Source organism: Sphingomonas suaedae (assembly GCF_007833215.1).
GTDB lineage: Bacteria > Pseudomonadota > Alphaproteobacteria > Sphingomonadales > Sphingomonadaceae > Sphingomonas > Sphingomonas suaedae.
On sequence record NZ_CP042239.1, the window covers coordinates 1,007,337 to 1,033,466 of the forward strand.

29 protein-coding genes and 1 tRNA gene are annotated in these 26,130 nt (G+C 65.7%); 5 read left to right on the forward strand and 25 right to left on the reverse strand.

The genetic code is table 11. The features are described 5' to 3' along the window. Positions 1-64 precede the first annotated feature (64 nt). Both FPZ54_RS04845 and FPZ54_RS04850 read right to left on the reverse strand, forming a co-directional pair. Positions 65-140 (reverse strand) — tRNA-Ala (locus tag FPZ54_RS04845). 60 nt (positions 141-200) lie between these two features. Beyond that, the gene (locus FPZ54_RS04850) at positions 201-521 is read right to left on the reverse strand and encodes an FYDLN acid domain-containing protein (RefSeq protein WP_145845425.1); all 321 of its coding nucleotides are present in this window, start codon (positions 519-521) and stop codon (positions 201-203) included. Positions 522-631: 110 nt separating this feature from the next. Between FPZ54_RS04850 and aroA the strand changes: the two genes are divergently transcribed. Both aroA and cmk read left to right on the forward strand, forming a co-directional pair. After that, a complete protein-coding gene (aroA, locus tag FPZ54_RS04855; RefSeq protein WP_145845427.1) occupies positions 632-1,966 on the forward strand; it encodes a 3-phosphoshikimate 1-carboxyvinyltransferase in 1,335 nt (444 codons plus the stop codon). Further along, positions 1,963-2,598, forward strand: a complete 636-nt coding sequence (gene cmk, locus FPZ54_RS04860; protein WP_145845428.1) for a (d)CMP kinase — start codon at positions 1,963-1,965, stop codon at positions 2,596-2,598. The genes aroA and cmk overlap by 4 nt, the downstream gene beginning before the upstream one ends. On the opposite strand, the gene FPZ54_RS04865 is transcribed toward cmk, so the two are convergent. The 20 genes from FPZ54_RS04865 to rpsB form a co-directional block, all read right to left on the reverse strand. After that, positions 2,591-3,283 carry a tetratricopeptide repeat protein gene (locus FPZ54_RS04865; RefSeq protein WP_239019716.1) on the reverse strand — a complete coding sequence of 231 codons (693 nt, stop codon included), beginning with the start codon at positions 3,281-3,283 and terminating at the stop codon, positions 2,591-2,593. The two genes, cmk and FPZ54_RS04865, sit on opposite strands and share 8 nt — an antisense overlap. Further along, on the reverse strand, positions 3,244-3,621 hold the full coding sequence (locus tag FPZ54_RS04870; RefSeq protein ID WP_145845430.1) for a cytochrome c-type biogenesis protein: 378 nt from the start codon (positions 3,619-3,621) through the stop codon (positions 3,244-3,246). Before FPZ54_RS04870 ends, FPZ54_RS04865 begins: the two co-directional genes overlap by 40 nt. Next, positions 3,618-4,136, reverse strand: a complete 519-nt coding sequence (locus tag FPZ54_RS04875) for a DsbE family thiol:disulfide interchange protein (protein ID WP_145845431.1) — start codon at positions 4,134-4,136, stop codon at positions 3,618-3,620. Before FPZ54_RS04875 ends, FPZ54_RS04870 begins: the two co-directional genes overlap by 4 nt. Further along, on the reverse strand, positions 4,133-6,076 hold the full coding sequence (locus tag FPZ54_RS04880; protein WP_145845433.1) for a heme lyase CcmF/NrfE family subunit: 1,944 nt from the start codon (positions 6,074-6,076) through the stop codon (positions 4,133-4,135). The genes FPZ54_RS04875 and FPZ54_RS04880 overlap by 4 nt, the downstream gene beginning before the upstream one ends. After that, the gene (gene ccmE, locus FPZ54_RS04885; RefSeq protein WP_145845434.1) at positions 6,073-6,507 is read right to left on the reverse strand and encodes a cytochrome c maturation protein CcmE; all 435 of its coding nucleotides are present in this window, start codon (positions 6,505-6,507) and stop codon (positions 6,073-6,075) included. Before ccmE ends, FPZ54_RS04880 begins: the two co-directional genes overlap by 4 nt. After that, positions 6,504-6,635, reverse strand: coding sequence for a heme exporter protein CcmD (gene ccmD / locus FPZ54_RS04890; protein WP_145845435.1), 132 nt, complete (start codon positions 6,633-6,635; stop codon positions 6,504-6,506). Before ccmD ends, ccmE begins: the two co-directional genes overlap by 4 nt. Then, complete coding sequence (gene ccmC, locus FPZ54_RS04895) at positions 6,632-7,348, reverse strand: heme ABC transporter permease CcmC (protein WP_186456919.1); 717 nt, start codon at positions 7,346-7,348, stop codon at positions 6,632-6,634. Before ccmC ends, ccmD begins: the two co-directional genes overlap by 4 nt. Positions 7,349-7,410: 62 nt before the next feature. After that, the gene (locus FPZ54_RS04900; RefSeq protein ID WP_145845436.1) at positions 7,411-7,743 is read right to left on the reverse strand and encodes a PilZ domain-containing protein; all 333 of its coding nucleotides are present in this window, start codon (positions 7,741-7,743) and stop codon (positions 7,411-7,413) included. A 129-nt stretch (positions 7,744-7,872) separates the two neighbouring features. Next, positions 7,873-8,103 (reverse strand): 50S ribosomal protein L31, encoded by a 231-nt coding sequence (rpmE, locus tag FPZ54_RS04905; protein WP_145845438.1) that lies wholly within the window; start codon positions 8,101-8,103, stop codon positions 7,873-7,875. Positions 8,104-8,217: 114 nt separating this feature from the next. Next, positions 8,218-8,697, reverse strand: coding sequence for a 3-hydroxyacyl-ACP dehydratase FabZ (gene fabZ, locus FPZ54_RS04910; protein WP_145845439.1), 480 nt, complete (start codon positions 8,695-8,697; stop codon positions 8,218-8,220). Beyond that, on the reverse strand, positions 8,694-9,317 hold the full coding sequence (locus tag FPZ54_RS04915; RefSeq protein WP_145845441.1) for an OmpH/Skp family outer membrane protein: 624 nt from the start codon (positions 9,315-9,317) through the stop codon (positions 8,694-8,696). Before FPZ54_RS04915 ends, fabZ begins: the two co-directional genes overlap by 4 nt. Next, positions 9,317-12,079 (reverse strand): outer membrane protein assembly factor BamA, encoded by a 2,763-nt coding sequence (bamA, locus tag FPZ54_RS04920; protein ID WP_186456920.1) that lies wholly within the window; start codon positions 12,077-12,079, stop codon positions 9,317-9,319. The genes FPZ54_RS04915 and bamA overlap by 1 nt, the downstream gene beginning before the upstream one ends. A 70-nt stretch (positions 12,080-12,149) precedes the next feature. After that, the gene (gene rseP, locus FPZ54_RS04925) at positions 12,150-13,283 is read right to left on the reverse strand and encodes an RIP metalloprotease RseP (protein ID WP_145845443.1); all 1,134 of its coding nucleotides are present in this window, start codon (positions 13,281-13,283) and stop codon (positions 12,150-12,152) included. Next, a complete protein-coding gene (locus FPZ54_RS04930; RefSeq protein WP_145845444.1) occupies positions 13,280-14,437 on the reverse strand; it encodes a 1-deoxy-D-xylulose-5-phosphate reductoisomerase in 1,158 nt (385 codons plus the stop codon). The genes rseP and FPZ54_RS04930 overlap by 4 nt, the downstream gene beginning before the upstream one ends. Then, the gene (locus FPZ54_RS04935; protein ID WP_145845445.1) at positions 14,434-15,219 is read right to left on the reverse strand and encodes a phosphatidate cytidylyltransferase; all 786 of its coding nucleotides are present in this window, start codon (positions 15,217-15,219) and stop codon (positions 14,434-14,436) included. Before FPZ54_RS04935 ends, FPZ54_RS04930 begins: the two co-directional genes overlap by 4 nt. Further along, on the reverse strand, positions 15,216-15,956 hold the full coding sequence (locus tag FPZ54_RS04940) for an isoprenyl transferase (protein ID WP_145849579.1): 741 nt from the start codon (positions 15,954-15,956) through the stop codon (positions 15,216-15,218). Before FPZ54_RS04940 ends, FPZ54_RS04935 begins: the two co-directional genes overlap by 4 nt. Before the next feature lie 67 nt (positions 15,957-16,023). Next, positions 16,024-16,581, reverse strand: coding sequence for a ribosome recycling factor (frr, locus tag FPZ54_RS04945; RefSeq protein WP_145845447.1), 558 nt, complete (start codon positions 16,579-16,581; stop codon positions 16,024-16,026). Positions 16,582-16,631: 50 nt separating this feature from the next. Further along, on the reverse strand, positions 16,632-17,363 hold the full coding sequence (gene pyrH / locus FPZ54_RS04950; RefSeq protein ID WP_145845448.1) for a UMP kinase: 732 nt from the start codon (positions 17,361-17,363) through the stop codon (positions 16,632-16,634). Positions 17,364-17,810: 447 nt separating this feature from the next. Further along, entirely contained in the window at positions 17,811-18,740 is a 930-nt protein-coding gene (gene tsf, locus FPZ54_RS04955) for a translation elongation factor Ts (RefSeq protein WP_145845450.1), read from the reverse strand. Positions 18,741-18,844: 104 nt separating this feature from the next. Then, complete coding sequence (gene rpsB, locus FPZ54_RS04960) at positions 18,845-19,690, reverse strand: 30S ribosomal protein S2 (RefSeq protein WP_145845451.1); 846 nt, start codon at positions 19,688-19,690, stop codon at positions 18,845-18,847. A gap of 273 nt (positions 19,691-19,963) precedes the next feature. Between rpsB and FPZ54_RS04965 the strand changes: the two genes are divergently transcribed. After that, positions 19,964-20,182 carry a hypothetical protein gene (locus FPZ54_RS04965; RefSeq protein WP_145845453.1) on the forward strand — a complete coding sequence of 73 codons (219 nt, stop codon included), beginning with the start codon at positions 19,964-19,966 and terminating at the stop codon, positions 20,180-20,182. On the opposite strand, the gene pssA is transcribed toward FPZ54_RS04965, so the two are convergent. Together pssA and FPZ54_RS04975 are read right to left on the reverse strand one after the other, a co-directional pair. Continuing rightward, the gene (gene pssA / locus FPZ54_RS04970) at positions 20,127-20,924 is read right to left on the reverse strand and encodes a CDP-diacylglycerol--serine O-phosphatidyltransferase (RefSeq protein ID WP_145845455.1); all 798 of its coding nucleotides are present in this window, start codon (positions 20,922-20,924) and stop codon (positions 20,127-20,129) included. The two genes, FPZ54_RS04965 and pssA, sit on opposite strands and share 56 nt — an antisense overlap. Continuing rightward, positions 20,921-21,652 carry a phosphatidylserine decarboxylase gene (locus FPZ54_RS04975; protein WP_145845457.1) on the reverse strand — a complete coding sequence of 244 codons (732 nt, stop codon included), beginning with the start codon at positions 21,650-21,652 and terminating at the stop codon, positions 20,921-20,923. The genes pssA and FPZ54_RS04975 overlap by 4 nt, the downstream gene beginning before the upstream one ends. 158 nt (positions 21,653-21,810) lie before the next feature. Here FPZ54_RS04975 and FPZ54_RS04980 point away from each other — a divergent pair, with 158 nt between their 5' ends. Next, complete coding sequence (locus FPZ54_RS04980; RefSeq protein ID WP_145845459.1) at positions 21,811-23,034, forward strand: NADP-dependent isocitrate dehydrogenase; 1,224 nt, start codon at positions 21,811-21,813, stop codon at positions 23,032-23,034. Between the two features lie 70 nt (positions 23,035-23,104). Here the strand turns inward: FPZ54_RS04980 and FPZ54_RS04985 are convergent, their stop codons facing one another. After that, positions 23,105-24,298 (reverse strand): FAD-dependent oxidoreductase, encoded by a 1,194-nt coding sequence (locus FPZ54_RS04985; RefSeq protein ID WP_145845460.1) that lies wholly within the window; start codon positions 24,296-24,298, stop codon positions 23,105-23,107. Positions 24,299-24,345: 47 nt separating this feature from the next. Here FPZ54_RS04985 and FPZ54_RS04990 point away from each other — a divergent pair, with 47 nt between their 5' ends. Then, positions 24,346-26,124 carry a cation:proton antiporter domain-containing protein gene (locus tag FPZ54_RS04990; RefSeq protein ID WP_145845462.1) on the forward strand — a complete coding sequence of 593 codons (1,779 nt, stop codon included), beginning with the start codon at positions 24,346-24,348 and terminating at the stop codon, positions 26,122-26,124. Positions 26,125-26,130: the final 6 nt, after the last annotated feature.

The following is a 26,130-nucleotide window of genomic DNA, read 5'->3' on the forward strand; positions in this document are numbered from 1 at the left end:
CTCCGTGCGTCGCGCAAAGAAAAGGCCGGATCGCGAAACGCGCCCGGCCTGTTCTTCAAGGAGTTGGTGGAGCCGAGGGGGATCGAACCCCTGACCTTCGCAATGCCATTGCGACGCTCTCCCAGCTGAGCTACGGCCCCATCCGTTCCGGGAAGGCGATGGCCTTTAGCAGCCATCGCGCGGTGTGCAACCGGTTTTTCTCAGGTTTCTTCGTCGTCGTCGCCGGTATCGACACCCAGGTCGTCGTCGCCGCCCAGATCGACGTCATCGTCGGGCGAACCCTCCGCATCCTCGTCGATGTCCAGATCGTCATCCCCCAAGTCGCTATCGTCCTTCTTGGGCTTCTCGGCCACGTCCTTGACCGCCTCGAACGGAAGCGGCTGCTTGGACTTCAGGATCGGCTCGGGTTCCCAGGCATAGCCGCAGCTGATGCAGGTGACCGGGTCGTCCTTGGTCAGATCATAAAAGCGCGTTGCGCATTTCGGGCAGCTCCGCTTCGTGCCCCATTCCGGCTTCACCATGTGCCGCTCTATGCCTTTTGTTCGTAATTACAGGGATGACGGGAAACTTGTCCCCGCTGAAGTGGCGGGCGCCTTGCCATAGCGCAAGCCCCCTGTCAAAGCCGCGGCCGATGAGCGCACATTCTCCCGATCCCTTCGCAATTTCCGCCCGCGGCCCGCTGCGCGGCACCGTCACCGTTCCGGGTGACAAGTCGATCAGCCACCGGTCGCTTATGTTCGCGGGGCTGGCAGTGGGCGAAAGCCGGATCGAAGGGCTGCTGGAGGGCGAGGATGTGCTCGCCACCGCCGCCGCGATGCGCGCGATGGGGGCGCAGATCGAACGCGGAACCGATGGCATCTGGACCGTCGCCGGAGTCGGAGTCGGAGCTCTCCTCCAGCCCCAGACTGCGTTGGAGATGGGTAATTCGGGCACTTCCACCCGACTTCTGATGGGACTGATCGCCAGTCACCCCATTACGGCAACGTTCACCGGCGACGCATCGCTTTCGAAGCGACCGATGGGGCGGGTGATAGATCCGCTTTCGGCGATGGGCGCGGAGTTCACGTCGAGCCCGGGCGGTCGTCTGCCCTTGACGATGCGCGGGCTCTGCCCCGCGGTGCCGATCGATTATACGCTCCCGGTCGCTTCGGCGCAGGTCAAATCGGCGGTGCTGCTCGCCGGTCTCAACACGCCCGGCATCACCCGCGTGATCGAGCCGGTTCCGACACGCGACCATAGCGAGCGGATGCTGCGCGGGTTCGGCGCCGACCTGACCGTCGAGGAAAGCGCGCAAGGCCGGATCATCGCGATTCGCGGCGAAGCCGAGCTTAGTCCTCAGCAGATCGCCGTCCCGGGCGACCCGTCCTCAGCGGCCTTCTGGATGGTTGCCGCGTCGATCGTGCCGGGCTCGGACATTGTCATCGCCAATGTGGGCATGAACCCGACCCGCACCGGCCTCATCACCGCGCTCAAGATGATGGGCGCCGATATCGTCGAACAGGATGCGCGCACGGTCGGCGGCGAACCGGTCGCCGATCTGCGCGTCCGCCATGCGCCCCTCTCCGCGATCGAGGTGCCGCCGCATCTCGCACCGACGATGATCGACGAGTATCCTGTATTGTTCGTTGCGGCAGCCTTTGCTCAAGGGCGTAGCGTCGCGCGGGGCGCGGAGGAATTGCGCGTCAAGGAATCGGATCGGATCGCCGCGATGGTCGCGGCGCTTGCTCCCAACGGCGTCCGCCTTGAGGAATTTGAGGATGGGCTGGCGATCACCGGCAGCGGCGGGGATCCGATGCCCGGCGGCGCACCAATCGTCTCGAATCTCGATCACCGTATCGCGATGAGCATGGCGGTGGCTGGACTTGGCGCGCGCGATGCAGTGACGATCGACGATGTCAGCCCGGTCGCGACCAGCTATCCGGGCTTTTTTCCCACTCTCGACCGACTGACCGACCGCCAGCCATGATCATTGCCGTCGACGGACCCGCAGCTTCCGGCAAAGGCACCATCGCCCGCGCCCTCGCCCGCCATTATGGGCTGCCGCATCTCGATACCGGGCTGCTCTATCGCGCCGTCGCGGCGACGGTGTTGCGCGACGAACTCGACCCGGCGCAGGAGGCGGACGCCGTGGCCGCCACCAGTTTCGACGATCTGCTGCTCGCCGACGAATGGCTGCGTACCGATGAGGTCGGCAAGGCCGCCTCCGTCTCCGCGCATCCGCTCGTCCGGTCGGCGCTGCTCCAGCGGCAGAAGCGCTTCGCGATGCAGCCCAATGGCGCGATTCTCGACGGGCGCGACATCGGCACGGTGATTGCCCCCGACGCCGACGCCAAGCTGTTCGTAAAGGCCACGCCGATGATCCGCGCCCGACGGCGCCACGCCGAGCTTCAAAAGTGCGGGTCCACCGTCAGCCTCGACCGAGTGTTGTCGGATATCCGCGCGCGTGACGATCGCGACAGCACGCGCGAACAGGCACCGCTGGTGGCCGCGCCCGACGCGGCGGTGCTGGACACCAGCTTCCTCTCGGTGGAGTCCGCAATCCAGAAGGCGATCGCGCTGGTCGAAGCGCAACTTGCCAGGAAGCGGACGACTACCTGACCGGCCGGGTTGGAGCGCCTTCGCGCTGTTGCATCGCAAGCAGCTGGTCGAGCAGAGCCAGCCGAACCGCGATATCGCGACGATAGCCCGCTCCTTCGGGCGACAATGCCAGCGCCTTGCGCCACAATGGCCGGGCTGCGGCGAAATTCCCCGCGCGGACCTGCGCCAGGCCATAGAAGAAGGGCGGCCCCGGATGCGCGGGCGCCAGCGTCATCGCGCGGCGGAACGCCACCTCCGCGGCGGGCGACACGGTCTGGTCGTCCGCCTCGACCAATGTCATGCCGAGCCAGGTCCATAGCGCCGCGTCATTGGGGGAAGCCCGAACGCTGCCCAGCATGAGGCGCGCCGCAATATCAGGATTGCCCCCGCGCACGAGCGAATCGGCGGCAAAGAAGGACGCGTCGATCGACGAGAATCGCCCGAACATCGCCCCGCGCAGATCGCGCAGCGCGGCATCGTCGGGGCGCGTCTGCTTTGCAGCGGAGACCGGCGCCCCGGGCACGTCCGGACGCCCCTGAAGCGTATAGCCCGCCGCTCCCAGCATCAGCGCAGCCGCGCCGAAGGTCCACAGCGCACGCGGTGCGCCGAGTAGCCAGAGCAGCGCGAGCGTTGCTGCCCCCAGCCCGGCGAGAATGATCCATCCCATCATCGCCGCCTCCGCCGCAGCGTCCCCCGCACCAGCCATGCGCCGATCGCCAGCAGCAGCAGCGGGGCAAGCCATAAGGGCGCGGTTGCCCAGCTCAATGGCGGGTCATAGGTCACATAACTGCCATAGCGGTCGATCAGCCATTGCCGCACGGCGTCGGGGTCCTCCCCCGCCGCGATCTTCTGGCGTACGATGCGGCGCATGTCCGCGGCCATATCGACGTCGCTGTCGGCAATCGACTGGCCCTGACACACCAGACAACGCAATTCGCCCATCAGTTCGGCGGCCTGCGCCTCGCGCCTCGCGTCGGGAAGTTGGGCATATGCCAGATCGGCGGGAGCGCTCGCGGCCAACGCCACTGCAAGCAACAGACTCATCGCGCATCCTCCAGCGCCTTGAGCAGCTTGGGAACGTCGTCCTCGCGGATATCGCCGATATGCTGCATCGCGATCCGCCCCTGCCCGTCGATCACGAACGTCTCGGGAACCCCTGACGAACCGATGCCGATCTGCACCACCCGCTGCCCGTCGTCGCCGATCCGGGCATAGGGATCGCCATGCCGCGCGAGGAAAGCGGCGACCGCCTCCGGCGTATCGCGGATCGCGACCGCGTCAATCTGCACCCCGGCGGCCTTGAGCTTCATCAGCTGCGGGGCCTCGGCGATGCAGGGTACACACCAGCTGGCAAAGACGTTGAGCAGGCGCGGCTGGCCGCTGGCGAGGTCGGCCCGGGTCAGGCCGGGTTTGCCCTCAACCATCGCAGGAAGCGTGAAGTCAGGCAGCGGTTTGCCGACAAGCGCCGAGCGGACCGGCGTATCGGACGGCCGCGTCAGCCCATAGGCGACCAGCACCACCAGCGCGACGAAGGCAAGAAGCGGAAGCCAGCGCCTCATTCCGCCTCCTCCTTGCGCCGCGCGTTGCGTCGTCCGCGCAACAGGCGCCCGACCAGCGAGATCGCCCCGCCCAGCGCGATTAGCCCGCCGCCGAACCAGATCAACGTCACCCATGGTTTCCACCACAGCCGCAATTGCCAGCGCCCCTGTGCGTCCTGGTGCCCCAGCACGGCATAGAGCTGTCCGTCGAGCCGGGTCGAGATCGCCGCCTCTGCGGTGTCGGTGGGGGGCGACGCATAGTATCGCCGTTGCGGGCGCAGCAGCACCATCGGCCCGTCGACTGGCCCCCGGCTCGCGGTCACCTTCCCCTCGACCGCCGACCAATTGTCGCCGATCGCCGGGGAAATACCGTTCAGCACCACGCGCCACGGGCCAACATAATAGGGCTGACCATATTCGGCCGCGACCAACCGCTCCTCGGTAAAGGCGCTGTCGGCCGCCATGCCCGCAAGGCTCACCGCGACGCCGAAATGGGCAACGACCATGCCCCAGGTGAACAGCGGCGTGCGGAGCAGATTGCGCCGCCACAACGGCGCGACGCTGGCGATGGCGAGCCCGGCGGCGAGGCCGAGGCCAGCGATCTCCATCCAGCCGGTGCCGGGCGCGAAGACGAACACGGCGGCCATGACCAGCATCGTCGCGGCGATCGGCGCGGTCAACTTGCCCAGCACCGCATTCGCATCGTCGCGCCGCCAGCGCAGCAGCGGCCCGACCAGCATCGCCGCGACCAAAGTCAGCGCGACCGGCCCCGCAGTCTTGTTGAAAAAGGGCGGCCCGACCGACAATTGCTCGCCCATCGCCTGAGCCACGATCGGGTAGAGCGTCCCGATCAGGACAATGCCGAGAATGACGGTCAGCAGCAGATTGTTGAGCACCAGCCCGCCCTCGCGGCTCAGCGGATCGAACCCCTGCCCCGCCTTCACCGTCCCGACCCGCGCCCCGAACAGCGCCAGCGCGCCGCCGATGTAGACCGCGAGCAGGACGAGGATGAAGGTGCCGCGCTGCGGATCGACTGCGAAGGCGTGGACGCTGGTCAAAATGCCCGAGCGGACGAGGAACGTCCCCAGCATCGACATCGAGAAGGCGACGACCGCCAGCATCAGTGTCCAGGCGCGCAACCCGTCGCGCGCCGCTAGGACATTGACCGAATGGAGCAGCGCAGTCGCCGCGAGCCACGGCATCAGCGAGGCGTTCTCGACCGGGTCCCAGAACCACCAGCCGCCCCAGCCCAGCTCGTAATAGGCCCAATAGCTTCCCGCCGTGATGCCGATCGTCAGGAATATCCAGGCCGCGAGGACCCAGGGCCGCATCGCGCGGGCAAAGGCGGGGCCGACGTCGCGCGTCACCATCGCGCCGACTGCAAAGGAAAAGGCGACCGAAAGGCCGACATAGCCGAAATAGAGCGTCGGGGGGTGGAAGGCGAGGCCGGGGTCCTGCAACAGCGGGTTGAGCCCCAGCCCATCGACCGCCGCCGGATCGAGCCGGGTGAAGGGATTGGAGGCGATCAGCAGGAACGCATAGAAACCGAGCGCGATCGCGGCCTGCGCGCCCAGCGTCGCGATCAGCGTGCGCCGCTCCAGCTGCCGCTCCAGCCACCCAATCGCCCCGCCTGACAGCGCCAGCACGGTGACCCACAACAGCATCGACCCTTCATGATTCCCCCATGCACCCGCGATCTTGTAGAGCAGCGGCTTGGCCGAATGGCTGTTCTGCGCGACCAGCAGCACCGACATGTCGGACCTGACAAACAGCGCGATCAGGAGCGCGAAGGACAGCGCCGCGAGAATTCCCTGAACGATCGCCACCGGCCTGACGGTCGCGAACAATTGCTCGCGCACCGCCGCGTCGCCCACCCGAAGCGCCAGCCCAGCCGCGACCAGCTGGAGCAGCGCTAGCGCCGCCGCGAACCACAAGGCCGCGAGCCCAGCCTCGGCGATCATTGCGGCCTGGTCTCGGGCGCGGGCATCTTGTCGGCGATTTCGGGCGGCATGTAGCGCTCGTCATGCTTGGCGAGGAGATTGTCGGCGGTGAAGCTGCCATCGGCCTCGAACCGCCCCTCGGCGACCACGCCCGACGCTTCCTTGAACAGATCGGGGGCTACCCCGGTAAAGCGCACCGGAACCTTGCCGTCCTTGTCGGTCACGACAAAGGTGATGCTGACCCCGTCGGGCAGGCGCTTGATCGACCCGGTCTCGACCATCCCGCCCAGCCGTACTGCCTTGCCCACCGGCGGCGCCTTGGTCGTGAGATCGCTGGGGGTGTAGAAGAATGCCGCCTGATCACGCAGCGCCGACAGCGCGAGGCCGCTCGCCCCGCCCACCGCGACCAGCGCGGCCAGGCCCAGCATCAGCCGTTGATGCTTTGGCTTCATCGCCGATCCTTCAGAGCATCGGCGGCGCGTTCCGCCTTAAGCATCGAGCGCCAGCTCGCCAGCGACAGCCCGCCGACCCCGACGATGACGACCGCATAGGCGGCAAGGATGAACGGCCAGTGGTTCATGCTGCCATCCGTCGCATCCGCGCTTCGACCCGCTGCTGGGCCAGAATCGCGCGCATCCGCATCAGCACGATCCCGCCGAACAACAGCGAAAATCCGGTCAGCGTCATCAGCAGCGGCCAAAGCATCGAATCATGAATGGTCGATGTGGTCAGCGTCAGGCTCTGCCCCTGATGAAGCGTGTTCCACCACACCACCGAATAGCGGATCACCGGCAGCAGCACCGTTCCCGCCATGCCGAACAACGCGGGAATCCGCCCGTCCCCGCCCCGCTCGCGATCGGCGCGCTCCAGCGCGATCCAGGCGATATAAACGAAGAACAGCAGCAGCATCGACGTCAGCCGCCCGTCCCATTGCCACCACGTCCCCCAGGTCGGTCGGCCCCAGATCGATCCGGTGGTGAGGCATAAGGCGGCGAATACGGCCCCGACCGGCGCGATCGCCCGCGCGGCCAACGCCGCCAGCGGATGCCGCCAGACGAGATAAGTGAAACAGGCAATCGCCAGTGCGCTCCATCCTCCCATCCCCAGCCAGGCGGCGGGGACATGAATATAAAGGATGCGGACGCTTTCCTTCTGCAGATAGTCGGGCGGGGTCTGCGTCAGCCCCCCCCAGGCCCCGACAAGCACCAGCAACAACCCGCTCCAATAGAGGATGGGCGTCAACGGGCGCGCCAGTCGAAGGAAGCGCGTGGGGTTGGCGAGTGCATGGATCACGGCGTTTTGACGCCCTTAAGCGAGAAGCACGCGTCTGTCCAAGCCTTCGAGATCCCGGCGGCTTACCCCGCTGCGGTCAGCCGATCGAACTCGTCTTCGGTCAGCGGGATCTGGAACTCCAGCCCGGCCTCGAAGTCGCTGGCCCAGGCGACCCGTGCGGCCCAGTGACCGATCACGGGCAATGTCAGCCAGATCACCGAATCGCGGCGCAACGCCGAATAGGTCTCGATCTTGGCGCCGTGCATCGACAGGTCGACGACCTTGCATAGCGCGCGATCGAGCCCGCCGCGACCGACCTTGGCGTCCAGCGATACCGGAGCGCGTGGACTGCGCCGCCGCCCAAGCACGGCGGGTTCGAATTCTGCTGCGAAGCTGCGCTTGCCGGTAAGAGCCATGCGCTGAACCTAGGCCGAGATGCCTAATCGGGCGTTAACGCCTTTGTCTGACCGCCAAAAGCAAACGGCCCGCACCGGGTTCCGGAGCGAGCCGTTGCGGATGAACGGGCCGGGCGTGTCGCCCGCGCCTTACTTCTTCGAGAGCGAAAGCCCACCGAAACGCTTGTTGAAGCGCGCAACCTGACCACCCGAATCGAGCATCTGCCCGCGACCGCCGGTCCAGGCCGGGTGCGCCAGCGGATCGATTTCCAGCTGCATCAGATCGCCTTCCTTGCCCCACGTCGAACGCGTCTCATAGACGGTGCCGTCGGTCATCTGGACCTTGATCATGTGATAATCGGGGTGCGTATCGGCCTTCACGGATATTTCCTTGAGTTTGAGCGCCGGTTTCCGACCGGCAACAAGAAGGCGCGGCCCCTAACAGAGCCGCGCCGATCTTGCAATGGACTTCGGCGCCGGTGCGGCTAGGTCATCTCACGCCGCAGGCGGGTCCGCGATCATCGCGGTAAATTCGCATTCGGTCGCCAGATCGTCGCCGAGATAGGCCTTGCCCGCGAACTTGCAGATGCGCGCGCGCTTCTGAACGAATTCAACCTCGAGCCGCAGCAGCACGCCGGGCTCGACCGGCTTGCGGAACTTCACCCCGTCGATCGACATGAAATAGACGAGCTTGCCCGTGCCCGCGAGGCCGAGGCTTTCGACCGCGAGCACGCCCGCCGCCTGAGCCAGCGCCTCGACCTGCAGCACGCCGGGCATGATCGGCCTTCCGGGGAAATGCCCCTGGAAGAATTCCTCGTTGATCGACACCGCCTTGATCGCGACGATCTTCTCGTCGGGGATGAGCTGCTCGACCCGATCGACGAGCAGCATGGGATAACGGTGCGGAAGCGCCGCCATCACCCGCGTCACATCGAGCGGGCCGATCGCGGCCTTTCCTTCGGCGGCCTCGCTCACCGGCCGGTGGGGGCGGGCTGCGTCGGCTGCTGGGCCGGTTGCTGCGCTGGCTGTTGCGGCGGCGGCGCGACGGTATTGACGCTCGGCAGCTGCTGGTTGAGCGTGCTAAGCACTTGCGCGGTTATATCGACCGTCGGCGCAGCGAACAGCACGTTGCCGCGATCGAGCGCGACGGTCGCGCCGCGCTGCTTGGAAACCTGCTCAACCGCCGGAACCATCTTTTCGGCGATCTGCTGGCGCACATATTGAACGTTGCGCTGGAAGACCGACTGTCGTTCGTTCACTTGGCGCTGCGCGGCATCCTGACGGGTCTGGAATGCCTGGATGCGCTGGGTCAGGGCGGCATCGGGCTTGCCGTTGGCGGCCTTGAGTGCGGCCTGCAACGTCTGCTCTTCGGTCTGGAGCGGGGCGCCCTGCTGCTGCGCGAACTGCTGCAGCTGGGTCAGCTGGGTCTGAAGCTGCTGGTTGGCGACGACGCACGCCGCGCATTCGCGCATCACGCGCTCGGTATCGACGGTTGCGACCTTGGCGTCGGCGAGCGCCTGCGCGGTGGCAGCGCCAGCGCCAAACGTCACGCCCGCGACCGCGATCGCGGCGAGGAGGGTCTTGGTGTTACGCATCAGAAGGCAGTCCCTACGTTAAAGGTGAAGAGTTTCGTGTCGTCGCCCTTCTGGGTCAGGAAGGCGTGCGCGAGATCGAGCCGAAGCGGGCCAAATGGCGAGTTCCAGTTGACGCCGATACCGACCGAAAGGCGCGGCTTGGGCGAGTTGCCCAGGAAGTTTTCCAGGAACGGCGAGGTTTCGATGTTGTAGCGGCTGTTGATCGACGTTCCCGAGCACGCGCCGCCCAGCGTCGAGGAATAGCCGATCGTACAGGTCGTCAACTGCCCCGGCGCGACCGAGTCGGTGAGCGGCACGGCGTAAAGCGCACGACCCTCCGAATCGAACTGCGGGGTCTGGATCGGCAGAAGTGAGGGCGACCCATCGGCGTTGAACAGCAAATTGCCCGATCCGTCGGTGGCCTGAGTGAAGGTGGCCGTCTTGTTCGGTTCCTTCACGCCCCAGTTCGCGCCCGCCATCAGGAAGATCGACGGACGGATGCCCATCTCGCGCGCGCCGGCGCCCAGCGGAATCTCAAGTTCCAGCTTGCCGAGATAATAGGCGCGGCCGCCGATCGCGTCGTCGAAGATCTGATCCTCGTCGGTGATCAGCGTCTGATTGCCGGCCGCGACCGTACCGGTATAGCCGATACGCTGGATGCGCGGACCGACACCGCGAATGTCGAAGCCGCGGAACTGCGGCTCGCCCAGGAAGAAACGGTCGGTGATGCGCACCGGATCGACACCGGGCGCAAGATCGCCCTCAAGGCTGTGGATATATCCACCCTCAACCCCTGCGGACAGGATGAACCCGCCGCCGACATTCCAGTATTTGTCGCCGTCGAACCGACCGCGGATATACTTGACGTCGCCACCCAGCCCGGCGAAGTCGGTGCCGACCACCAATCGCTGACCCGCGGTCGGGCGCAGGCGGCTGTTGAGACTGTCGTAGATCAGCGACAGGCCCACCGCCGATGTCCAACGCTTGCCGATCGCCTCGCACAGATAGCGTCCGGCCTTGAGCGGATCGCAGGCGCCGTTGGTGAAGAAGGTGCTTTCGTCGAGCGACACCGAGTCATGCGTCAGCGAATAGCGGCCCGACAGCGTCCAATATTCGGTGAGCGGCACGCCCAGGACGATCTGCCCGCCGGTGGACACCTGTTCATAGGTCGTCCGCCGATCGGTGCCGAGATAGTTGAACGAATTATAGTCGCGGCGGAAAATCGTCCCGCCCAACGCGACATTCTGATCGAACAAATAAGGCTCGGTAAAGCCCAGTTCGACCGACTTCGAATAGCTCGAATAGTCGGCCGACAGGCGCAGGTCCTGCCCCTTGCCGCGGAAGTTGCGCTGGCGGATCGATCCCTGGAAGATGAAGCGTTCTAGGCTGGAGAAGCCCGCCGACAGCGTCAGTTCGCCGGTCGACTTCTCCTCGACATTGGCGGTCAGGATGACGCGGTCAGGCGCCGAGCCTTCCTTCTGCTCGATCTCGAACTTTTCGTCGAAATAGCCGAGCGAGTTGATGCGATCCTGCGAACGCTTGACCAGGAATGTGTTGAAGGCGTCGCCCTCTGCCAGGCGCATCTCGCGGCGGATCACCTTGTCCTGAGTCTGGGTATTGCCGGTGATGTCGATCCGCTCGACATAGGTGCGGCGCGCCTCGGCAATGTTAAAGTTGAGCGTCATCGTCAACTTCTCGCGGTCCCGCTGGAACTCGGGGCTCACATTGGCAAAGGCATAGCCGAAGGCACCGGCCGTCTCGGACAGGCTGTCGACCGTATCCTCGACCAGCTTGGCGTTGTACCAGTCGCCTTCCTTGATCGCGAGGCTCTTGGCGAGCGTCGCGTCGTCAAAGTCGCGGATATTGCTGTCGACCGTGACCGGACCGAACTTGTAGCGCGGACCTTCCTCGATCACATAGGTGATGATGAAGTCCTTCTTGTCCGGCGTCAGCTCGGCGACCGCCGAAACGACGCGGAAGTCGGCATAACCCTCAGTCAGATAGAATTGGCGCAGCTTCTGCTGGTCATAGGCCAGCCGGTCTTGGTCGTAGCTGGTGTTGGAGCTGAAGATACTGGTGAGGCGCGCCTGCTTGGTCGCCATTTCGCCGCGCAGCTTGCCGTCCGAAAACTGCTCGTTGCCGATGATGTTGATCTGGCGGACCTTCGACTTGGGTCCCTCACGGATCTCGAAGACGATATCGACGCGATTCTGGTCCAGGCTGACCATTTTCGGCTCGACCGATGCCGCAAACCGGCCCTGACGGCGATAGAGTTCGACGATGCGGGCGACGTCGGCGCGCACGGCGGTACGGGTGAACATCTGGCGCGGGGCCAGTTTGATCTCCTTGACGATCTTGTCGTTCTTGAGCCGCTTGTTGCCCTCCAGGATCACCCGGTTGATGACCGGATTCTCGCGGATGCGCAGAACGATGTCGCCGGTCTCGACGCCTTCGATCGTCACGTCGGCAAGCAGTTCGCTGGCCAGCACGTCGCGGATCGCCTGGTCGAGGCTCTCGGTGGTGTAGGGCTGGCCGACGCGCAACCGCGTGTAGGACAGCACCGTATCCGGCTCCAGCCGCTGGGTCCCCTCGACCCGCAATGTGCGGATCGTCCGGGTCACCGGCGGCGTTACCGCAGGCGGCGGCGCCGTCTGCTGAGCGGCAGGCGGTGCGGGCGCGTCCTGGGCCTGGGCAGCGGAGCCAAGTCCGGACAGCATCGTCCCGGCCAAAAGCACCGCGGTGGCGCGCACGCCCATTTTCGTAACCTTGATTGCCGTCACCATCCCACCCCAGTCGGATTTGAGAATATTCTGGCCGAAGCACGGGCAGATGCCCTGCCCTGCCCCAACCGCGTCAGCCGATCAACCCGGCCAGATTTCTCCACACGCCAAAGGCGCCCAGATCGTTGAACGTCACCAGCAGCATCAGCGCAAGGATCGCCACCATCCCGCCACGAAATGCCCATTCCATCACCTCAGGCTCGACGGGTTTCCGGCGGAGCGCCTCGACCGCATAGAACAGAAGATGGCCGCCATCCAGCACCGGGACTGGCAACAGGTTGATGAATCCGAGATTAATCGAGATGAGCGCGATCAGGAACACGAATTCCGCCACTCCCATCGCGAACCGCTCTCCCGAAACCTGTGCGATTCGCAGCGGTCCGCCCAGTTCGTCGAGCGATCGGCGCCCGGTGATGATCTGGCCAAGCCCGTCCACGGTCATGCGAACGATGTTGGCGGTCTGGCGCAGGCCTTCGCCTGGCGCCTCCAACAGCCCAACCGGCTCCATCTCGACCGGGCCGGAGCGCACGCCCAGCACGCCGAGCCGATAGACATTGCCGAACCGGTCGCGCTCTTCGCGCACCCCCGAGGTCAATTGAAGATCGACGCGGCCACCATCGCGCTCGACCGCGACTTGCATCGCTTCTCCGGGCCGCATCGTCACATATTGGGCCAGTTCGTTGAAACTCGTGACCGCGCGCCCGCCCACCGCAACGATGCGGTCGCCGGGCCGGATCCCCGCAGAGGCAGCCGCAGTGGCAGGCTCGACCGCGCCGACCACCGGGGGCGTGCTCGGCCGCCCATAGGCCATGGCGAACGCCGCCAGGATCAGGATCGCTACCACGAAATTCGTCACCGGCCCCGCCGCGACCACGATCGCGCGCTGCCAGAGCGGCTTGGCCTGAAACGTCTGCGCGCGCTGCGCGGCGGGCAGTGCGAGCCATTCGGGGCTGGGTTGCCCCGCCGGGTTCATGTCGCCCGCGAATTTGACATAGCCACCCAGCGGCAACCAGCCGAACTTCCACCGCGTCCCGCGCCGGTCGGTAAAGCCCGCAACCTCGCGCCCGAAGCCGATCGAAAAGGCCTCCGCCTTGATCCCGAACCAGCGGCCCGCAGCATAATGCCCCAGTTCATGGACGAAAACGAGCGGCCCGATGACCAGCGCAAAGGCGAGAAGATAGAGGAGGAAACCGGGATTATCGGTCAAGCGACGCAGTCCTTCACACGCTCGCCCGCCAAATGCCGCGCCTCTGCGTCGATCGCCAATACCTGATCGAGCGTGTCCGGAGCGGCCGGGTCATAGCGATCGAGTGTATCCGCGACGATTGCGGCAATTTCAAGAAAGCCGACCCGTCCCGCCAGGAAGGCGGCGACCGCCACCTCGTTCGCCGCATTCAGGATCGCCGGACGCGCTCCGCCCGCTGCCAGCGCCTCCCGCGCCAGCCTCAGACAGGGGAAGCGGACATAATCCGGCGCTTCGAAATCCAACCGCCCGATCGTGGCGAGATCGAGGCGCTGGCACGGTGTTTCCATCCGCTGCGGCCAGGCGAGGGCGTGCGCGATCGGGACCCGCATGTCCGGCGCCCCCAGCTGCGCCAGCACCGACCCGTCGACATATTCGACCATCGAATGGATCACCGATTGACGGTGGACGATCACGTCGAGCTGCTCGGGCGTCACCGGGAACAGGTGATAGGCCTCGATCAGCTCGAGCCCCTTGTTCATCATCGTCGCCGAATCGACGCTGATCTTGGCGCCCATCGACCAGTTGGGATGCGCTACCGCCTGTTCGCGGGTGATACCGCGCATCTGCTCCAACGTGCGCGTCCGGAAGGGCCCGCCGCTGGCGGTCAGGATGATCCGGGCGATCTTGTCCGCATTGGCCTGCTCCAGGCACTGGAAGATTGCATTATGCTCTGAATCGACCGGCAGCAGCGTCGCGCCGTGGCGCCTGGCGGCCTCCATCACGACATCGCCCGCCGACACCAGCGATTCCTTGTTCGCCAGCGCCACAGCCTTGCCGCCGTCGAGCGCAGCCAGGACCGGCTTCAGCCCCGCAGTCCCGACAATTGCCGCCATCGTCCAGTCCGCACCGCGCCGTGCGGCGTCACATACGGCGCCATCGCCCGCCGCGGTCTCGATCCCCGTCCCCGCCAGCGCATCGCGCAACGCAGCGTGGCAGCTCTCATCGGCCACCACCGCCAGTTGCGCCTTCACCCGCCTGGCCGCCGCGGCCAGCCGCTCGACATCGCAATTGGCGGTCAGCGCGACCACCTCGACCCCCTGCGGATCGCGCTCGATCAGGTCGAGCGTCGAGGTGCCGACCGAGCCGGTGGCCCCCAGAATGGTAACGGTCTTCACTGCGCCCCCAGAATCAGCACGAGCAGTGCCGCGACCGGCGCAACCGGGACCAGCCCGTCCAGCCGATCGAGCACCCCGCCATGACCCGGCAGGATCGTCCCCGAATCCTTGACCCCGGCCTGACGCTTCAAATGACTTTCATACAGGTCGCCGGCCTGTGCGAGTATGGCGAGCAGAGGTGTCGCAAGCGCCAGCATCGGCGGCAGTCCCCAATAGGTCAGGATCATTGCGAACAGCCCAGCGCCGGTTACGCCGCCGACCAGCCCGGCCCAGGTCTTGTTCGGACTTACCCTCGGCATCAGCTTTGGCCCGCCAAAGGTACGCCCGGCGAAATAGGCGCCGATATCGCACGCCCAGACCAGCGCCATCGCCCAGAAAGCAAGCAACAGTCCCGTCTCGTGCGCGCGCAGTAAGATCAGCGCCAGCACCGGCAGCCCGACGTAGACCGCCCCCGCCCCCAGCGCGCCGTTGCGCGTGACGATGGCGAGAAAGAAAAACGCGGCGAACACAAGGCCGAGCGCGAGGAAGCTCGCCCCCGCTGCGACCGGCGCCATGATCGCCAGGGGCACCATCAGCGCATATTGCGCCAGCTTGCGCTGACCCGGCGTCGCGCCATGCAGCCCGCCCCATTCGTGAATCATCACGATCGCGGCGACGGTAACGAGCAGCCAGAAGGCAAAACCGCCCAACCACAACGCAGCCGCCGCGATGACGATCAGCGCCAGCCCCACCGCCGCGCGCACCGGCAGATCGGCATTGGGTCGCGGCGGAACGACGTTCATAACCCGCCGAACCTCCGCTGGCGCCGTCCGAACTGCGCCAGCGCATCGGCCAGCGCGGCGGCGTCGAAATCGGGCCACAACGTGTCGACGAACAGCAATTCGGCATAGGCCGCCTGCCACAGCAGAAAGTTGGACAGCCGCTGTTCGCCAGAGGTTCGGATCAACAGGTCGAGAGGGGGCAGGCCATGGGTGGTCAGCGCGTCGCTGAACATCGCCTCGTCGATCGCGTCGGCCGTGATCTCACCGGCCTGCGCCGCGCTCGCGAGCCGCCGCGCCGCCGCGACGATCTCCGCCTGTGCGCCATAGTTGAGCGCGATCACCAGCGTCGCGCCGGTATTGACCGAGGTTTTTGCGATCGCATCGTCGATCATCGCGACCAGATCACCCGACAGCGCCCGATAATCGCCGATCACCCGCAACCGGACATTCTCGGCGACCAGATCCTTGAGCTCGTTCTTGAGGAAATGGCGCAGCAGACCCATCAGGTCGCGCACCTCCTCCTCTGGCCGTCGCCAGTTCTCCGACGAGAAGGCGTAAAGCGTCAGCACCTCGACGCCCTGCTCGCGCGCAGCCTTGGACACGCGGCGCACGGCTTCGACGCCCTGTTTGTGCCCGGCAATGCGCGGCAGCCGCCGGGCCTTCGCCCAGCGGCCATTGCCGTCCATGATGATCGCAACATGGCGCGGGACGGGTGTGGTATCGTCCGATCGCGAATGGAGGGATTCGATCACGTCCATGGTTCCCAAGGAGCGACCGGCCGGCCATGCCCCCGGCATGGCCTGATCCGCTGGCGCGGCTCGCCGGTCACTTACCCAGGATTTCCTTTTCCTTCGCCGTCGCCGCCGCATCGATCTCCGCAATCGTCGCGTCGGTCAGCTTCTGGACCTCGCCTTCCAGCCGCTTGCGCTCGTCCTCCGAATAAATGCCCTTCTTCTCGTCGGTCTTCAGGCTGTCCATCCCGTCGCGGCGCACGTTGCGCGCGGCAATGCGGGCATTCTCGGCATATTTGCTCGCGAGCTTTGCCAGTTCCTTGCGGCGCTCTTCGGTCAGGTCGGGGATCGGCAGCCGAAGCGTCTGGCCATCGTTGATCGGGTTGAGACCAAGCCCGGCCGAGCGGATCGCCTTTTCGACCGGCCCGACATTCGACTTGTCCCACACCTGCACCGACAGCATCCGCGGCTCGGGCGCAGAAACGGTCGCCACCTGGTTGAGCGGCATATGCGCGCCATAGACCTCGACCGTCACCGGTTCGAGCAACGTAGTGCTCGCCCGCCCGGTGCGCAGTCCGCCCAGGTCATGCTTCAGCGATTCGACGGCGCCGGCCATGCGGCGCTCCAGATCGGCCTTGTCATATGCGGCCATGGTTCAGGTTCCTCTTATTCGGTCTTAAGTTGAGTCAGGCTTGAGTCGATTCACGCGGCCGGGGGCGGGTTGCGGACGATGGTCGAGGTGCCTTCGCCACGCAAGACCGCCTCCAGATTGCCTTCGTCACGAATGTTGAACACCACGATCGGAATATCATTGTCGCGGCACAGCGCCACCGCCGTCGCGTCCATCACTTTAAGATTGTCGACCAGCACCCGGTCGAAGCTCAGTTCGTCATAGCGGGTCGCGCTCGCCACCTTCTTGGGATCGGCATTGTACACGCCATCGACGCTGGTGCCCTTGAACAGCGCGTCGCAGTTCATCTCGGCGGCGCGCAATGCGGCGGTGGTGTCGGTGGTGAAGAAGGGCAGGCCCGTGCCGGCGGCAAAGATCACCACGCGGCCCTTCTCCATATGCCGCATTGCCTTGCGCCGGATATAGGGTTCGGAAACGCTCGCCATCGGGATCGCCGACTGGACGCGGGTATCGACGCCGAGCCGCTCGAGCGTGTTCTGCATCGCCAGCGCGTTCATCACGGTCGCGAGCATTCCCATATAATCCGCGCTCGCCCGCTCAAATCCCTGTGCCGCACCGGCGAGGCCGCGGAAGATGTTGCCGCCACCGACAACCATGCAGATCTCGAACCCCGCCTCGGTCGCCGCCTTCACCTCGCGCGCGACGCGCTCGCAGGTGGCGGGATCGATCCCGAACTGCCCCTGCCCCATCAGCACTTCGCCGGAGAGTTTGAGGAGGATGCGTTTGAAGCGTGGCGCGGTCATCTGGCCCTAATGTCTGTCGGGGGTTGGGAGCGGCGCGGACCTTAGGCGGGGGCGCGTGGGAAGCCAAGCGGGGAAACCGGCAAAGCGTGCCTCATTCCCGGGGCGCGGCGGGCGCGGGCCGGCGCGTGGCAAAGTTTACACTCGGTTGACACTATCGACGAGGTCGGCCGCGGGGCAGGCCGAGGGCATGTCGTTCGGATTTTGGCGCCCAAGCGTCGGGGCAGCGTCGCAGCGGTTGGGATCACGATGGAAAAGAGCGCGAACCAGCTGATTCGGATCGAGTTAAGCACATGAATTCCAACATGTATCCAACAATCGGCAGGCACAGGGAGTTAGCCCCAAGCACGCGAGGGATCGCTAGCGATCAGGGCCCTGGAGTCACGACAGGCACAAAAAGGGCGCAGCCATCGCTGGCCGCGCCCTCTCTGTTTCGATCCGGAATCCGGCTTAGCGGTTCAGGCCCGCCGTCGCCGCGACTTCGGCTGCGAAGTCGCTCTCTTCCTTCTCGATGCCCTCGCCGAGCTGAAAGCGGACATAGTCCTTCAGCACGATGGTCGTGCCCGCGTCCTTGGCAGCCTTGGCGATGACTTCGGCGACCGGGGTCTTGCCGTCCATTACGAACAGCTGGCTGAGCAGCGCGTTCTCCTTGGCGAACTTCTTCACCGCGCCCTCGACCATCTTCTCGATGATGTCGGCGGGCTTGCCGCTCTCGGCAGCCTTTTCGCGGCCAATGGCGCGCTCGCGCTCCAGCACGTCCTGGTCGAGTCCGCTTTCGTCCAGCGCCAGCGGGAAGGCAGCGGCGATGTGCATCGCGATCTGCTTGCCCAGCGGCTCGAGCACACCGACGCCGGCATCGCTTTCCAGCCCGACCAGCACGCCGATCTTGCCCAGCCCCGGGGCTGCGGCGTTGTGGACATAGGGGATCACCGCGCCGTTGGTCACTTCGACCTTCTTCGCGCGGCGCAGCACCTGGTTCTCGCCGATCGTCGAGATGTTGGCGGTCAGCACGTCCTCGACCGAGCCACCGTCGATCTTCGCGGCCTTCAGCGCGTCGACATCGTCGATGCCCTGCTCGAGCGCGACCGCAGTCACGTCACGGACGAAGCCCTGGAAGATCTCGTTCTTCGCGACGAAGTCGGTCTGCGAATTGACCTCGACGGCGACGCCCTTGGTGCCCGCGACGGCGACGCCGACCAGGCCCTCGGCCGCAGTGCGGCTCGACTTCTTGGCGGCGGCAGCCAGGCCCTTGGCGCGCAGCCAGTCGGCCGCCGCTTCGATGTCGCCATTGTTTTCCGCAAGCGCCTTCTTGCAGTCCATCATGCCGGCGCCGCTCTTCTCGCGCAGTTCCTTGACGGCTGCTGCAGTGATCTCGGCCATGTTCTCTTCCTCGTGCTTAAGCTGTTTGCTTCAAATATGGTGCGGGCGGGGCAAAGCTCAAACGCCCTGCCCCGCCCCCATTACGGTTCGATGACCAGGCGCGCTTACGCGTCGATCTGGCGCTCGCCCTCGGCAGCCGTTTCCGGCTCGGTCGATGCGGCCGGGGCTTCCGGCTCGGCTTCGGCGGCGGGCGCCGGCTCGGCAACGGCTTCCTCGACCGGCGGTTCTTCGGCGGCGCCGAAGTCCGCGCCGCTCACGACCTGTGCGTGCTGGTTGCCGCGGGTCGCCGCAATGGCGACGGCTTCGCAGTACAGGCGAATCGCGCGGCTGGCGTCGTCATTCGCCGGAACCGGGAACGCGATGCCGTCGGGCGAAACGTTCGAATCGAGGATCGCGACGACCGGGATGCCGAGCGTGTTGGCTTCCTTGATCGCCAGCTCTTCCTTGTTGGCGTCGATCACGAACATGATGTCCGGAATGCCGCCCAGATCGCGGATACCGCCCAGCGACAGCTCGAGCTTGTCCTTCTCGCGCGTCAGGTTCAGCACTTCCTTCTTGGTCAGGCCGTGCGTGTCACCCGCCAGCTGCTCCTCAAGCGTCTTGAGGCGCTTGATCGAATTGCTGATCGTCTTCCAGTTGGTGAGCATCCCGCCCAGCCAGCGATGGTTGACGAAATGCTGGCCCGACTTGCGCGCCGCTTCCGCGATCGCTTCCTGCGCCTGGCGCTTGGTACCGACGAACAGGACCTTGCCGCCCGAGGCGACGGTCGAGCTGATGAAGTCGAGCGCGCGCGCGAACAGCGGCACGGTCTGCGACAGGTCGATGATGTGGACGCCGTTGCGATCGCCGAAGATATACGGCTTCATCTTGGGGTTCCACCGGTGCGTCTGGTGGCCGAAATGCGCGCCCGATTCGAGCAGCTGCTGCATGGAGACGACTGGTGCCGCCATAGGGATAACTCCTTCCGGTTGAGCCTCTGGGAAGCGAGTGACCGAAGACCTGAGCGGCCCGCGGCACCGGGTTATGATGCTTCCCATGTGGGGTTGAGGCGGCGCGCATACGCGCAATCGCCGCACTGCGCAAGTGAACAAAAGTGGAATGGCGCGCTTGACGGAGGAACGTTAACGGAACATAAAGGGTTCGCAGGGCGGACGGGGGAACCATGGCCGCTATCGGGCGTCGGGAATCATCGGATTCCAGTCGCTTAGTGAATCCGGGAGGCCATGATGGTTGTTGTTCTTACGACGCTGCTCTTCGCCACCGCAGCTGCGGTGTCGCTCTGGACGATCTTCGCGACGATCGCGCCGCGGATCGATTATATCCGTTCGCTGATGCTGGGCGGGCCGGCTCTTGCGCTCACGCCCGTTGCGACGGCGCGCGTGCGGGTTATGCCGCGTCCGGCCCCGCGCCGCGCCGCGCAGGCACTTCGCGCGGCGGCGTGACACGCGAGCGCTGATAGGCGCGAATGCTGAACGGAAGCGTCGCGAGATAGGCGATGCAGATCACGGTCAGCGTCTGCCAGGGCGCGCTAACCAGCGCTGCCAGCATGATCGCGACAACGACCAGCGCCTCGAACCGCACATTACGCCGTAGCCGCAGCGACTTCCACGAATAGGTGGCCAGGCTCGACACCATCAGCAGCCCGACACAAGCGACCCAAGGGGTCACGATCCAGGGCGAGCGCGCCAGCGGCTCCTCGCTCCACAGCCAGATATAGAGCGGCAGCATCGCGAGGCCCGCGCCCGCAGGCGCCGGAATGCCGGTGAAGAATCCGGCCAGCTTTCGCGGCTGGGCATCGCTGTCGATCTGGGCATTGAACCGTGCGAGCCGCAATGCACAGAACACCGCATAGAGCAGAGCGACGATCCACCCCACCTTGGGCGCGTACATCAGCGCCCAGAGATACAGGATCAGCGCGGGCGCGACGCCAAAGGAAATCGCGTCCGACAGGCTGTCCAGCTCTGCGCCGAACTTGCTCTCGCCGCGCACCATGCGCGCGACCTGCCCGTCGATCCCGTCGAGCAACGCCGCGATCAGGATCATCAGAACCGCGCGCTCCCAATTCTCACTGATCGCGTAGCGTACGCCGGTAAGCCCCGAACAGAGCGCCAGCGCGGTGATCGCATTGGGAGCGATCGTGCGGAGCGGGATGCCGCGGCGCTGGGGTCGCGGCCGCAAGCTCATTGCGCCACGCCCATCGCGGCGACGCCGCCCTTGATTCCGACCACGGTCTCCCCCGCCAGGCAGCGCTGACCCAGCGCGACCTGGGGCGCATAATCGTCGGGCAGGAACACATCGACCCGGCTCCCGAAGCGGATCAGGCCAAAGCGCTGGCCAGCAGCGACGATGTCGCCCGGCTTGACGAAGGTCACGATGCGGCGCGCGACCAGCCCCGCGATCTGCGTGAAGCCCACCCGCGTCCCGTCGCGCGTTTCCATCACGAAATGCTGACGCTCATTCTCGTCGCTCGCCTTGTCGAGGTCTGCGTTGAGGAACTTGCCAGCAATATAGACGACCTGCCGGATCGTACCGGCCATCGGGGTGCGATTGATATGGACATCGAACACGCTCATGAAGATCGAAACGCGTATCCGCGTCGCTTCGTTCAATCCGTCCGGTCCAGCAATCTCGCGCGGCACCGGAACCCGTTCGATCATCGTCACCAGCCCGTCGGCGGGGGAGATGATCATCCCCTCACCCTGCGGCGTCACGCGGATCGGATCGCGGAAGAACGCCGCGACCCAGATCGTGACGCCGATCAGTGCGAAGCCGAGCTCATCCCAAATCGCGAACAGAAACAAGGTCGTGATCGCAGCCGAGATCAGCACATATTTGCGCCCCTCGGGATGGACGGCGGGAAAACGCCATTTGACGGTATTGGTCACGGCGGGCGGGGTTTCGAGCGATGGCATGGCCGGGGTCTAGCTGTGTCACCCCCGCAACACAATCCTGTGTGGTGGCCCTGTGTGGTGGCGCGAGGCGACAGATGCCCGCCACAGCTTGATCGCACGCGCGCTTGCTCCTAGACGCACCGCCAAACCACCTCCCGACACGAACAGGAAAGCGAAGCATGGCGAAGATCAAGGTGAAGAACCCGGTCGTCGAGATCGACGGCGATGAAATGACCCGGATCATCTGGGAATGGATTCGCGAGCGCCTGATCCTCCCCTATCTCGACATCGACCTCAAATATTACGATCTCTCCGTCCAGAAGCGCGACGAGACCAACGATCAGATCACGATCGATTCCGCCAATGCGATCAAGCAATATGGCGTTGGCGTGAAGTGCGCGACGATCACCCCGGACGAGCAGCGCGTCGAGGATTTCGGCCTGAAGGAAATGTGGAAGTCACCCAACGGCACGATCCGCAACATCCTGGGCGGCGTCGTCTTCCGCGAGCCGATCGTCATCTCGAACGTGCCGCGCCTGATCCCCGGCTGGACCAAGCCGATCGTCGTCGGTCGCCACGCATTCGGCGACCAGTATCGCGCGACCGATTTCCGCGTCCCCGGCCCGGGCAAGCTGCGCCTGGTGTTCGAGGGCGAGAATGGCGAGACGATCGACCGCGAGGTATTCAACTTCCCGGGCGGCGGCGTCGCGATGGCGATGTACAATCTGGACGATTCGATCCGCGATTTCGCGCGCGCATCATTCAACTACGGCCTCAACCTCGGCTGGCCGGTCTATCTGTCGACCAAGAACACCATCCTCAAGGCCTATGACGGCCGCTTCAAGGACCTGTTCCAGGAAGTGTTCGAGACCGAGGGCTTTGATGCCAAGTTCAAGGACGCGGGCATCGTCTATGAGCATCGCCTGATCGACGACATGGTCGCTTCAGCGCTCAAGTGGAGCGGCGAGTTCGTCTGGGCGTGCAAGAATTATGACGGCGACGTCCAGTCGGACCAGGTCGCACAGGGCTTCGGCTCGCTCGGCCTGATGACCTCGGTGCTGCTCTCGCCCGACGGCAAGACGGTGGAAGCCGAAGCCGCGCACGGCACCGTAACGCGCCACTATCGCCAGCACCAGCAGGGCAAGGCGACGTCGACCAACCCGATCGCCTCGATCTTCGCCTGGACCGGCGGGCTCAAGTTCCGCGGCAAGTTCGACGAGACGCCCGATGTGGTGAAGTTCGCCGAAACGCTCGAGCGCGTCTGCATCGAGACCGTCGAGAGCGGCAAGATGACCAAGGATCTGGCGCTGCTGATCGGTCCCGACCAGCCCTGGATGACCACCGAACAGTTCTTCGAGGCGATCCGAGCGAACCTCGAAACCGAAATGGGCAGCTGGGCGTAAGCCTCTCCGTCATCGGTATCCGAAAGGCCGCGTTCCCCCGGGGGGCGCGGCCTTTTGCTGTTGCGCTGTGTCAATCGGCCGCGGGTGAGCGGATATGCTCGCGCCGCACGCCCAGGCCGATGACGCGCGCCGGAATACGCTGAAGCAGCGTCACCCCGTCGATCATCCGCAGCGCCGCCGGGGCACGGAACGCTCCGCCCAGCGCGGCGCCGATCACCCGATCATGGGCGATCCGCTGCATCCCCTGGATCACGCGAACCGGCAGCATCCGCCTTTGCTGTATCTTTTCCAGCAGCGGATCGGGGTCCTCCCCGCGCAGCATCGGCGCGGCGAGGATGTTCGCAGCCGCCACTGCATCCTGAATCGCAAGGTTGATCCCCACCCCCGCCACCGGCGACATCGCGTGCGCCGCATCGCCGATCGCCAGCAGACCGGGACGCGACCATTGGGTCAGCCGGTCAAGCGAGACGCTGAGCAGCTTGATCGCGTCCCAGTCGGTCAGCGCAGCCATGCCTTCCGCCATCGCCGGGGCGGTCGCCGCGACCTCGCGCCGGAATGCCGCAATGCCCCGCGCGCGAATCGCGTCTGCCTTTCCCTTGGCGATCACGCGCGCGCCCTGAAAATAATCGCCCCGGTCGATCGCGACGATCATCTCGCCATTCTGGATATAGCCCTGTGTCTCATTCCGTCCGGTGCGCGGTTTCGGCACGCGGAACCAGAACACGTCGATCGGCGCGCCCAGATCCTCCAGCGGAAGCCCCGCCGCCGCGCGCAACACCGATCCGCGCCCATCGGCGGCGATCACCAGCCGCGCCTCGATCGCCGCGCCGCCCGCCAGCGTCACGCCTTCGATCCGGTTGCCGCGCTCGATCACCCCCTCGACCCGCGCATTCATGCGCAGTTCGAATGCGGGATCGCGGCGCGCCGCATCGGCGACGAAGTCCAGAAATTCCCATTGCGGCATCATCGCGATAAAGCGCCCCCGCCCCGGGAGGTGCCGGAAATCAGCGATGGTATAGCTGCGCCCGCCGATCACCGCCCCGATCCGGTCGACCCGGTCATGCGGTCGCGCCAGCAGCGCATCGAGCATCCCTAGCTCGTCGAACAGATTGAGCGTCGAGGGGTGGACCGTGTCCCCGCGAAAGTCGCGGAGGAAATCGCCATGCTTCTCCAGGACGACCGTCCGCAGCCCCGCACGCGCGAACAACAGCCCCGCCATCATCCCCGCCGGGCCACCGCCCGCAACACAAAGATCGTACCGCATCGCACAAGCCCGGTGACAAAGTGTTTCGCCCCCGACTAGGGTAGGATATGGCCCTTGACCTGTCCAACAGCAGTTTCAGCGACACGCTCGTCATTCTCGGCGCGGCGGGCCTGGTCATCCCGGCGTTCACGCGCTTTCGGATCAGCCCGGTGATCGGCTTCATCCTGGTCGGCGCGCTGGTCGGCCCGGCGGGCCTCGGTCAGCTGGTCGATACGATGCCGTGGCTCTATTTTCTCACCATCACCGACCCGCATTCGATCGAGCCGTTCGCGGAGTTCGGCATCGTGTTGTTGCTCTTTTCGATCGGCCTCGAACTGTCGTTCAAGCGATTATGGGCGTTGCGCGGGCTGGTGTTCGGCGTCGGCGCAGCGGAACTGCTCGGCGCCGGGGCGCTGATCGGGGTGGGACTCTATGCTATTGGCCAGCCCTGGGCCGGAGCGCTTGGCCTGGGACTCGCGCTCGCGCTGTCCTCCACCGCGCTGGTGCTACCGATCGCGGGGACGACCAGCGCGGTGGGACGATCCGCCTTTGCGATGCTGTTGTTCGAGGATCTGGCGCTGGTGCCGATCGTGTTCCTGCTCGGCGCGCTGGCGCCGGCGGCTGGGGATGCCGGGTTCAGCGATTTCATGATGACGCTGCTACGCGGCGGGGTCGTCGTCGTGCTGCTGTTCCTGGGCGGGCGTTTCTTCCTCCCGCGGCTGTTCGCCCAGGCCGCCCGGACCAAATCGCCCGAACTGTTCCTCGCCGCCAGCCTGTTGGTGGTGATCGTCGCCAGTCTCGCCACCACCGTTGTCGGCCTGTCGCCGATCGTCGGCGCGCTGCTCGCCGGTCTGCTGATCGCCGAAACCGAATATCACAGCGAGGTCGAGGTCATCACCGCGCCGTTCAAGGGGCTGGCGCTCGGCGTGTTCCTCATCACGGTCGGGATGCAGCTCGACCTGCGCATGGTCATTCAGGATTGGGGCCTGTTGTTCGCCGCGATCCTGGGGGTGATGGCGATCAAGGTCGGCGTGACCATGGCGCTGCTCAAACTGTCCGGCGCCCGCACCGGCACTGCGGCCGAGGTCGGCGTGCTGATGGCGAGCCCGTCGGAAACGACGCTGATCGTGCTGGGCGTCGCTGCGACCGCGGGGCTGATCCAGCCTTCGACGTCGGCGTTCTGGACCACCGTCACCGCGATCGGTCTTACGATCACGCCGGTGCTCGCCACCGCCGGCCGCTACGTATCGCGCAAGATCGAGGAACGCGATTCGGATCGCGAGGAAGCGGGGCGGCCGGAGGTCGTTCTGGGCGGCACGGTCATCATCGGCTTTGGCCGGGTGGGGCGAACCGTCGCCGACATGCTCACCGCGCACAACCAGCCCTATCTGGCGGTCGATGCGGATATCGATGGCGTCGCGGCGGCGCGGCGCGAAGGCTATTCGGTCATGTTCGGCGACGTCTCTCGCGCCGAACTGGTCGATCGCCTGCGGCTTGGCCATGCCAAGGCGCTGATCCTGACGATGGACGATCCGGTGCTGACCGTGCGCCTGACCCGGCGCGTGCGCAGCTGGGTGCCGGGCATTCCGATCATCGCGCGTGCGCGCGATGCCGCCCATGCCGCCGAACTCTACAAAGCGGGCGCCACCGATGCGGTACCCGAAACGCTGGAAAGCTCGCTGCAATTGTCGGAAGCCGTGCTGGTCGATCTGGGCGTCGCGGTCGGACCGGTGATCGCATCGATCCATGAGAAGCGCGACGAAATGCGCAAATCGATCAAGGAAGCGGCGGGGCTGGAGCGCGAACCGCGAATCCGCCGGGTGCGGCAGGAAGAGGCGGGGGCGTAACCCCCG

What these genes read in the sequence shown, in the direction of transcription:
- FPZ54_RS04850 (WP_145845425.1), bottom strand. Translation starts at nt 521, where the DNA reads ATGGTGAAGCCGGAATGGGGCACGAAGCGGAGCTGCCCGAAATGCGCA.
- aroA (WP_145845427.1), top strand. Translation starts at nt 632, where the DNA reads ATGAGCGCACATTCTCCCGATCCCTTCGCAATTTCCGCCCGCGGCCCG.
- cmk (WP_145845428.1), top strand. Translation starts at nt 1,963, where the DNA reads ATGATCATTGCCGTCGACGGACCCGCAGCTTCCGGCAAAGGCACCATC.
- FPZ54_RS04865 (WP_239019716.1), bottom strand. Translation starts at nt 3,283, where the DNA reads ATGGCTGGTGCGGGGGACGCTGCGGCGGAGGCGGCGATGATGGGATGG.
- FPZ54_RS04870 (WP_145845430.1), bottom strand. Translation starts at nt 3,621, where the DNA reads ATGAGTCTGTTGCTTGCAGTGGCGTTGGCCGCGAGCGCTCCCGCCGAT.
- FPZ54_RS04875 (WP_145845431.1), bottom strand. Translation starts at nt 4,136, where the DNA reads ATGAGGCGCTGGCTTCCGCTTCTTGCCTTCGTCGCGCTGGTGGTGCTG.
- FPZ54_RS04880 (WP_145845433.1), bottom strand. Translation starts at nt 6,076, where the DNA reads ATGATCGCCGAGGCTGGGCTCGCGGCCTTGTGGTTCGCGGCGGCGCTA.
- ccmE (WP_145845434.1), bottom strand. Translation starts at nt 6,507, where the DNA reads ATGAAGCCAAAGCATCAACGGCTGATGCTGGGCCTGGCCGCGCTGGTC.
- ccmD (WP_145845435.1), bottom strand. Translation starts at nt 6,635, where the DNA reads ATGAACCACTGGCCGTTCATCCTTGCCGCCTATGCGGTCGTCATCGTC.
- FPZ54_RS04900 (WP_145845436.1), bottom strand. Translation starts at nt 7,743, where the DNA reads ATGGCTCTTACCGGCAAGCGCAGCTTCGCAGCAGAATTCGAACCCGCC.
- FPZ54_RS04915 (WP_145845441.1), bottom strand. Translation starts at nt 9,317, where the DNA reads ATGCGTAACACCAAGACCCTCCTCGCCGCGATCGCGGTCGCGGGCGTG.
- bamA (WP_186456920.1), bottom strand. Translation starts at nt 12,079, where the DNA reads ATGGTGACGGCAATCAAGGTTACGAAAATGGGCGTGCGCGCCACCGCG.
- FPZ54_RS04935 (WP_145845445.1), bottom strand. Translation starts at nt 15,219, where the DNA reads ATGAACGTCGTTCCGCCGCGACCCAATGCCGATCTGCCGGTGCGCGCG.
- FPZ54_RS04940 (WP_145849579.1), bottom strand. Translation starts at nt 15,956, where the DNA reads ATGGACGTGATCGAATCCCTCCATTCGCGATCGGACGATACCACACCC.
- frr (WP_145845447.1), bottom strand. Translation starts at nt 16,581, where the DNA reads ATGGCCGCATATGACAAGGCCGATCTGGAGCGCCGCATGGCCGGCGCC.
- pyrH (WP_145845448.1), bottom strand. Translation starts at nt 17,363, where the DNA reads ATGACCGCGCCACGCTTCAAACGCATCCTCCTCAAACTCTCCGGCGAA.
- tsf (WP_145845450.1), bottom strand. Translation starts at nt 18,740, where the DNA reads ATGGCCGAGATCACTGCAGCAGCCGTCAAGGAACTGCGCGAGAAGAGC.
- rpsB (WP_145845451.1), bottom strand. Translation starts at nt 19,690, where the DNA reads ATGGCGGCACCAGTCGTCTCCATGCAGCAGCTGCTCGAATCGGGCGCG.
- FPZ54_RS04965 (WP_145845453.1), top strand. Translation starts at nt 19,964, where the DNA reads ATGATGGTTGTTGTTCTTACGACGCTGCTCTTCGCCACCGCAGCTGCG.
- pssA (WP_145845455.1), bottom strand. Translation starts at nt 20,924, where the DNA reads ATGAGCTTGCGGCCGCGACCCCAGCGCCGCGGCATCCCGCTCCGCACG.
- FPZ54_RS04975 (WP_145845457.1), bottom strand. Translation starts at nt 21,652, where the DNA reads ATGCCATCGCTCGAAACCCCGCCCGCCGTGACCAATACCGTCAAATGG.
- FPZ54_RS04980 (WP_145845459.1), top strand. Translation starts at nt 21,811, where the DNA reads ATGGCGAAGATCAAGGTGAAGAACCCGGTCGTCGAGATCGACGGCGAT.
- FPZ54_RS04985 (WP_145845460.1), bottom strand. Translation starts at nt 24,298, where the DNA reads ATGCGGTACGATCTTTGTGTTGCGGGCGGTGGCCCGGCGGGGATGATG.
- FPZ54_RS04990 (WP_145845462.1), top strand. Translation starts at nt 24,346, where the DNA reads ATGGCCCTTGACCTGTCCAACAGCAGTTTCAGCGACACGCTCGTCATT.